Source organism: Flavobacterium sp. (assembly GCF_023151265.1).
Taxonomy (GTDB): domain Bacteria; phylum Bacteroidota; class Bacteroidia; order Flavobacteriales; family Flavobacteriaceae; genus Flavobacterium.
Genome location: NZ_JAKLJH010000137.1, coordinates 1 through 6,784 on the forward strand (window position 1 = coordinate 1; position 6,784 = coordinate 6,784).

8 protein-coding genes and 2 pseudogenes are annotated in these 6,784 nt (G+C 32.7%); 8 read left to right on the forward strand and 2 right to left on the reverse strand.

Translation table 11 applies throughout. The features are described from left to right. The 8 genes and pseudogenes from L6Q46_RS11525 to L6Q46_RS11560 all read left to right on the forward strand — a co-directional run. Positions 1 to 614 (forward strand): annotated as a pseudogene (locus L6Q46_RS11525) (nitrous oxide reductase); the annotation flags it as partial. 53 nt (positions 615 to 667) lie between these two features. After that, on the forward strand, positions 668 to 1,261 hold the full coding sequence (locus tag L6Q46_RS11530) for a hypothetical protein (RefSeq protein WP_291284428.1): 594 nt from the start codon (positions 668 to 670) through the stop codon (positions 1,259 to 1,261). A gap of 2 nt (positions 1,262 to 1,263) precedes the next feature. Further along, a complete protein-coding gene (locus L6Q46_RS11535; RefSeq protein ID WP_291284429.1) occupies positions 1,264 to 1,689 on the forward strand; it encodes a nitrous oxide reductase accessory protein NosL in 426 nt (141 codons plus the stop codon). After that, a complete protein-coding gene (locus L6Q46_RS11540) occupies positions 1,689 to 2,921 on the forward strand; it encodes a nitrous oxide reductase family maturation protein NosD (RefSeq protein WP_291284430.1) in 1,233 nt (410 codons plus the stop codon). The genes L6Q46_RS11535 and L6Q46_RS11540 overlap by 1 nt, the downstream gene beginning before the upstream one ends. Then, on the forward strand, positions 2,918 to 3,640 hold the full coding sequence (locus tag L6Q46_RS11545; RefSeq protein WP_291284431.1) for an ABC transporter ATP-binding protein: 723 nt from the start codon (positions 2,918 to 2,920) through the stop codon (positions 3,638 to 3,640). Before L6Q46_RS11540 ends, L6Q46_RS11545 begins: the two co-directional genes overlap by 4 nt. Then, positions 3,624 to 4,391, forward strand: coding sequence for an ABC transporter permease subunit (locus L6Q46_RS11550; protein ID WP_291284432.1), 768 nt, complete (start codon positions 3,624 to 3,626; stop codon positions 4,389 to 4,391). Before L6Q46_RS11545 ends, L6Q46_RS11550 begins: the two co-directional genes overlap by 17 nt. Before the next feature lie 23 nt (positions 4,392 to 4,414). Further along, positions 4,415 to 4,786, forward strand: a complete 372-nt coding sequence (locus L6Q46_RS11555) for a group III truncated hemoglobin (RefSeq protein WP_291284433.1) — start codon at positions 4,415 to 4,417, stop codon at positions 4,784 to 4,786. Then, positions 4,786 to 5,229, forward strand: a complete 444-nt coding sequence (locus tag L6Q46_RS11560) for a copper resistance protein CopD (protein ID WP_291284434.1) — start codon at positions 4,786 to 4,788, stop codon at positions 5,227 to 5,229. Before L6Q46_RS11555 ends, L6Q46_RS11560 begins: the two co-directional genes overlap by 1 nt. Positions 5,230 to 5,297: 68 nt before the next feature. On the opposite strand, the gene L6Q46_RS11565 is transcribed toward L6Q46_RS11560, so the two are convergent. After that, the gene (locus tag L6Q46_RS11565) at positions 5,298 to 5,852 is read right to left on the reverse strand and encodes a fasciclin domain-containing protein (RefSeq protein ID WP_291284435.1); all 555 of its coding nucleotides are present in this window, start codon (positions 5,850 to 5,852) and stop codon (positions 5,298 to 5,300) included. A gap of 78 nt (positions 5,853 to 5,930) precedes the next feature. Beyond that, positions 5,931 to 6,784: pseudogene (locus L6Q46_RS11570) on the reverse strand (hypothetical protein); the annotation flags it as partial.

The window sequence follows — 6,784 nt, forward strand, 5'->3', positions numbered from 1 at the left end:
TAGCGTACAACAAAATTACTAAAGACCGTTATTTACCAACAGGTCCTGAGTTAGCGCAATCAGCACAAATATTTGATATTAGTGGCGATAAAATGAAGTTAATTTTAGATTTCCCAACTATTGGAGAGCCTCACTACGCACAAGCGGCTCCGGCAGATTTAATTCGAAACAATGGTCAGTTGAAATTCTATAAATTAGATGAAAATAAACATCCATACGCTGCTAAAGGTGAAAAAGAAGCCAAAGTGGTTAGAGAAGGAAATAAAGTTCATGTGTACATGACCTCTATCCGATCTCACTTTGCTCCTGATAACATTGAAGGCGTTTTCTTAGGTGATGAAGTATATTTCCACGTAACCAATTTAGAACAAGATTGGGATGTACCTCACGGATTTGCTGTGAAAGGTGCTAATAATGGTGAATTATTAATCATGCCTGGAGAAACTACTACATTAAAATGGATTCCAGATAGAGTAGGAACATTCCCATTCTATTGTACCGACTTCTGTAGTGCATTACACCAAGAAATGCAAGGATACATTAGAGTATCTCCAAAAGGTTCAAATGTTCCATTACAATTTAGTTTAGGAACAAACGTACCAGCAACAAAATAAATTTTTAACAAAAGGGACAAAGTAACTTTTGTCCCTTTTTTAAACTCAATTTTATGGAAACTACAAAACTTGCTTTAGTTTCAAAAATCTTTTTATTTATTATCGCAGGATTGTTTATAGGTTCTTTATTTGTTCCTATGTGGCAAATCGATTTAGATGCGCCTCAATATCCTGAAGGTTTGGTACTAAAATTACATGCTAATAAAATTGGTGGCGATGTAGAAATCATTAACGGTTTAAATCACTACATCGGAATGGCAACTTTACACACAGAGAATTTTATCGAATTTAAAATTTTGCCTTACGTCATTGGTGCTTTCGCTTTGATTTCTTTAGCTTTAATTTTTATCAATAACAGAAAATTCGTACTAGCATTTTTCGGAACCTTTATACTTTTCGTTATCTTAGCAGGAGTAGATTTTTACCGCTGGAATTACGAATACGGACACAATTTAGATCCGAATGCCGCTATTAAAGTACCTGGAATGGCCTATCAACCACCGTTAATTGGATACAAACAATTATTGAATTTTGGAGCCTATTCAGTTCCAGATATTGGAGGATGGTTTTTAATTGCAGCTGGTGCAATGCTATTTTACATTGTATTTAAAGAATTCAACTTATTCAAAAAGAAACAAACTATTTAGTTATGAAGAAGATTGTACTTTTATTTTCGTCGCTTTTTATTATTTCTTGCGTTTCTAATGAACCAAAACCTATCAAATTAAATGTAGATACTTGCGAGTTTTGCAAGATGACCATTTCAAACGGAAAATTTGGAGCCGAATTGTTGACTAAAAAAGGACGCTACTACAAGTTTGATGATTTGTCTTGCATGTTGTTATACGCAAAAGAAAATACGAATGTGCAAGTACAATCTTTCTTTGTTAACGATTATGCAAAAGACAATACTTTAATTCCAGCCGAACAGAGTTTTTACTTACGTGGAGGTTCTATAAATTCTCCTATGCGAGGTAATTTCGCTGCGTTTGCATCTGATAAAGACCAAGACAATTTTCAAAAACAACTTAATGCCAAAACGTTAACTTGGGAACAAGTTTTCACAATGTATTAATGAAAAAAATAAGTTTCATAGTATTCCTTTTGTTTTTTTCAATTGGGAAAGCGGCAACTATAAAGGTAGGTGCCAACTTTCAAGTGAAGAAAATCAAGCAAGCCCTTGCATTAGCAAAAGATGGCGATACGATTCTTGTACATTCGGGCATCTATAAAGAGGGAACGATTTTAATCAATAAAAAGATATATTTTATTGGAAAGAACTTCCCTGTTTTAGATGGCCAGAATAAAAAAGAAGTGTTGTCCATCAACGCCAATGATGTAGTGGTAAAAGGATTTAAAGTTATAAATTCAGGTCACGCCGCGTTAAATGATCCTTGTGGTATTCGTGTTTATGATAAAAATAACGTCACAATTCAGGGTAATATTCTCGATAATAATTTCTTTGGAATTTACCTTCAAAACAGTACAAATTGTATCGTTAAAAATAACGTAATTAAAGCTTACGGTAAAGCAGAACAGTTAATCGGAAACGGAATTCACTGCTGGAAAAGTAATAATTTACAAATCATCGGAAACAAAATCACAGGTCATCGTGACGGCATTTATTTCGAATTTGTAACTCAATCTGTCATTTGGAGAAATATTGCCAACAACAACATCCGTTACGGATTGCATTTTATGTTTTCCAACGACGATGCTTACATAACCAATGTTTTTAAAAATAATGGTGCTGGAGTAGCTGTTATGTTTACCAAAAACGTAAAAATGTTTAATAATTATTTCGAAGAAAATTGGGGCGATTCCGCTTACGGATTGTTACTGAAAGAAATCGCAGATAGTTATATTTTTAACAATCGATTTGCTCGAAATACTTCGGGAATTTACATGGAAGGAACTTCGCGAATCAAAGTTGAAAAAAATAGTTTCGAATCGAATGGTTGGGGCATGAAAATCCAAGCGAGTTGTATGGAAAACGAAATCGTAAACAATAATTTCTTGAAAAACACTTTTGATATTAGTACCAATGGAAGTTTGGTTTTAAACACGTTCAATGCGAATTATTGGGATAAATACGAAGGTTATGATTTGGATAAAGATGGGATGGGTGATGTTCCGTATCATCCGCTAAGTTTGTTTGCCGTGCTTACCGAAAATACGCCTTCCGCCATGTTGTTATATAGGAGTTTTATGATAACGTTGTTAGACAAATCTGAAAAAGTATTACCTAGTATAACACCTGATAATTTTGTAGATAATAAGCCTTTAATGAAGTCACTGCCGCTATGATTGAGATAAAAAAATTGCAGAAAAAGTTTGGAAAATTTGAAGTTTTAAAGAATATCAATCTTTCTTGTAAAAAAGGAGAATGTATCGCTTTAATTGGTCCGAATGGTTGTGGAAAAACCACTTTGATAAAATCGGTTTTAGGAATGGTTTTGCCAGATTCGGGTACGATTCATTTTAACGGAAATTCCGTTTTGGGTGAGTATTTGTATCGCGAAAAAATTGGCTATATGCCACAAATAGGAAGATATCCCGATAATATGACAATTGGTCAAATTATCGAAATGATAAAAAAAATTCGAAATTCATCAGATGATTTGGATGAAGATTTGCTGCACGCTTTCGAATTAGAAAAAATGTTCGACAAACAAATGCGAACGTTATCAGGTGGAACTACGCAAAAAGTAAGTGCTGTTTTAGCCTTTCTTTTTAATCCGGATGTATTGATTTTAGACGAACCTACTGCTGGTTTAGATCCTTTAGCGGCTGAGTTGTTGAAAGAAAAAATCATCAAAGAGAAAGAAAAAGGGAAATTGATTTTGATTACATCGCATTTATTAAGTGAATTGGACGATTTAATTACAGAAATCATTTTCATGCAAGAAGGAAAAGTACATTTTCATCAAAAAGTGGAAGAATTAAAAACGACTACTGGCGAAGAAAAAATCTCAAAAGCGATTGCTAAAATTTTAAAGAACAAACAAAATGAACCGAATAATTAAAATCATATTATCAGACATTATCCGAAACAAAATCGTTTTAGCTTACACGCTGATTTTGTCTATTTTATCCTGGAGTTCTTTTGCATTAGAAGACAATTCATCAAAAGGATTACTAACGATTTTGAATGTGATTTTGTTCACAGTTCCGTTGGTTTCCATTTTATTTGCCACGATTTATTTGTACAACAGTGCTGAATTTATTGAACTTTTACTAAGTCAGCCCATCAAAAGAAGAAAGATTTGGTTGAGTTTGTTTTTTGGATTATCCACGGCGATGGTTTTGGCGTTTTTTATAGGTGCTGGAATTCCGTTGCTAATCAATTCTCCTGACAGTATTGGTTTTATGATGTTGCTCAATGGATGTCTGATTTCCATAATTTTTGTCGCTTTAGCTTTTTTGAGTTCGATTTTAACCCGAGATAAAGCAAAAGGAATTGGTTTAGCGATAATGATTTGGTTGTATTTCGCATTATTATTTGACGGAATGGTTTTGTTTTTACTGTTCCAATTAGCCGAATATCCAATCGAAAACATGATGGTTGGCATCACCGCTTTTAGTCCGATTGACTTAGCTCGAATTCAAATTCTCTTGCATTTAGATGTTTCCGCTATGATGGGATATACTGGAGCAATTTTTAAAGATTTCTTTGGGACTTCGGTTGGATTAGTGGTTTCATTCGTATTGTTGAGTTTGTGGGCGATTATTCCGTTTTTCATTTCTATGCGAAAATTCAATAAAAAAGACTTGTAATTGTTATTTAATCAAATTACAAAATGAAAACAGATATTAGAAATAGAAAAGATATTGAACTTTTAGTCGATACCTTTTATGATAAAATCAAAACCGATGCAGTTATCGGTTTTCTGTTTACCGAAATTGCCCAGGTAAACTGGGAAACTCATTTGCCTAGAATGTACGATTTTTGGGAAAACATCCTTTTCTATACCGGAAATTACAACGGAAGTCCGATGCAAGTACACAAAGATTTACACAGTAAATGTCCTATGAATCAAGAACATTTTCAACATTGGATAATCGTTTTCACCACAACCGTTGATGAATTATTCGAAGGCGAAAAAGCCACCGAAATCAAAGAAAGAGCGCTTAATATTGCCAATGTTATTATGTATAAAACGTTAGCGTAATGTATCATCATTTCTTATTAATCATCCATTTATTGGCAGCGACAGTTTGGATAGGAGGACATCTTATTTTAGCTACTCGCTATTTACCTGAAGCTATCAAAACTAAAGATTTGGATAAACTTAAAACATTCAAAGATAAATTTGAACCTATTGGAATGCCTTCTTTAATTGCGCTTGTAATTACTGGAATTTTAATGGCCTACGATTATGATGTTACCATCACCAAATGGTTTTCCTTCTCAAACGGAATCGAAAAAGTAATTTCCATTAAACTTATTTTGTTTATTACTTCGTTAACATTAGCCATTTCTGCCCAACTTTTTATTTTCCCAAAACTTACACCTAAAAGATACCATTACGTTACGATTCTTATCATAGTAGTAACTCTGATTGCAATTTCAATGTTGGTTTTAGGATCTTTAATCCGATTAGGAGGGTTATAAAATAAAAAGCGTAAACTGTTAAAGTCTACGCTTTTTACCTTTATAAAAGATGAATTAATAATTGTTTTTTATTTTGGAAGTAAAACGTCGCCAATTACATGGATAATTCCGTTTGATGTTTCAATGGAAGCCACAATTTCAGAACCGTTTACGAATGTTTTTCCGTCTTTTTTAGTGATTTTTACTTTTCCACCAAATACCATATCAAACTCTTGTCCGTCTTGCATGTATTCTGCTTTTAACGAACCTACATACGTATGATAGCCTAAAATGTTTTCTAAATCGCCTTTTTTCTCAGGTTTTAATAATCCTTCTACGGTTCCAGCAGGTAATTTATCAAATGCAGCATTGGTTGGCGCAAATACAGTAAATGGTCCAGCATTACTTAAAGATGTTACTAATCCTGCAGCTTTTACTGCCGTAACTAATGTGGTGTGATCTTTACTTCCAATTGCAGTTTGCACAATGTTTGGATTTGATGTTGCATCCACTACATTTTCTTGTCCTCCAGTTGGTACTTCTGTAGATTCTGATGTTGGTTCTGATGCTGTTTCTTCGCCTTGTTTACATCCAAAGGTGATTAGTAAACTGGCTAACAATAAAGTTTTAATGGAATTTTTCATAATTTGAATAATTTATACACACAAAGTACTTGATTATCTGCTCATTATTTTATGCGTAGAATCATAAAAAATACTTTTTTATCCTTTTTTTGTAAAAAAAGATGTCCATAAAATACTTGTGAAAAGAAGTATAGCAATTCCAAACAAAGCTTCATTAATATTAGGAATTAATGTATAACTAAAAGACGCAACACCTTGAATTCCTAACACAACTTCATTCAAAACAACGCCAATGCTAAATAAGACTAGTCCTAAAACGGTTTTCTTATTCACTGCTATAAAATCATTCACATAAATATAAAACAATAGAAAAAGCGAAATAATAGCTAACAAAATCAGATGTAAATAAGCAATTATTATAGGTCTAAAACCAAAGGCTAATTTACTAATTGCAGGAACGGTGGAACCTAATTGTAATAGGAACTTCGCACTCAAAGCAAAACTGATAAATAAAATCAGATATTTTAAATAATTTGGAAGATTTACGAAGATGGATTTATTTTCTTTAAAAATAGTTTTAAATAGTAAATACCAAACAACTACTTGAACAATTGCCGAAATAGCAGTTAAAATATAAATTAGTAGTGGTAAATCTAACCAAAGTGTTGATAGAAAATATCCTGCAATACAGGACCAAAATAGCAATACAAAAGATTGCGAATAAATTCGTTTGGAATAAATCGTTACTCTTAAATAATCCAATAACAATCCCATACAAGCAAAGAAAAACCAACCATTGTATTGAAAATGCAAATAATAATAAATGGAAGCCAAATATTCATTTTGATGAATGTTTTTAGTTGCCATCATATAAGCCAAAGCAAAAGTTCCCAAAGACGAAATCACATTAAAAAATAGTGCTGCTTTAAACCATTTTGTTGCTACAGAAGAAGTTTCAATTTGTTTGCAATCGTTAAAGAAAACATAAGCAA

What these genes read in the sequence shown, in the direction of transcription:
- L6Q46_RS11530 (WP_291284428.1), top strand. Translation starts at nt 668, where the DNA reads ATGGAAACTACAAAACTTGCTTTAGTTTCAAAAATCTTTTTATTTATT.
- L6Q46_RS11535 (WP_291284429.1), top strand. Translation starts at nt 1,264, where the DNA reads ATGAAGAAGATTGTACTTTTATTTTCGTCGCTTTTTATTATTTCTTGC.
- L6Q46_RS11540 (WP_291284430.1), top strand. Translation starts at nt 1,689, where the DNA reads ATGAAAAAAATAAGTTTCATAGTATTCCTTTTGTTTTTTTCAATTGGG.
- L6Q46_RS11545 (WP_291284431.1), top strand. Translation starts at nt 2,918, where the DNA reads ATGATTGAGATAAAAAAATTGCAGAAAAAGTTTGGAAAATTTGAAGTT.
- L6Q46_RS11550 (WP_291284432.1), top strand. Translation starts at nt 3,624, where the DNA reads ATGAACCGAATAATTAAAATCATATTATCAGACATTATCCGAAACAAA.
- L6Q46_RS11555 (WP_291284433.1), top strand. Translation starts at nt 4,415, where the DNA reads ATGAAAACAGATATTAGAAATAGAAAAGATATTGAACTTTTAGTCGAT.
- L6Q46_RS11560 (WP_291284434.1), top strand. Translation starts at nt 4,786, where the DNA reads ATGTATCATCATTTCTTATTAATCATCCATTTATTGGCAGCGACAGTT.
- L6Q46_RS11565 (WP_291284435.1), bottom strand. Translation starts at nt 5,852, where the DNA reads ATGAAAAATTCCATTAAAACTTTATTGTTAGCCAGTTTACTAATCACC.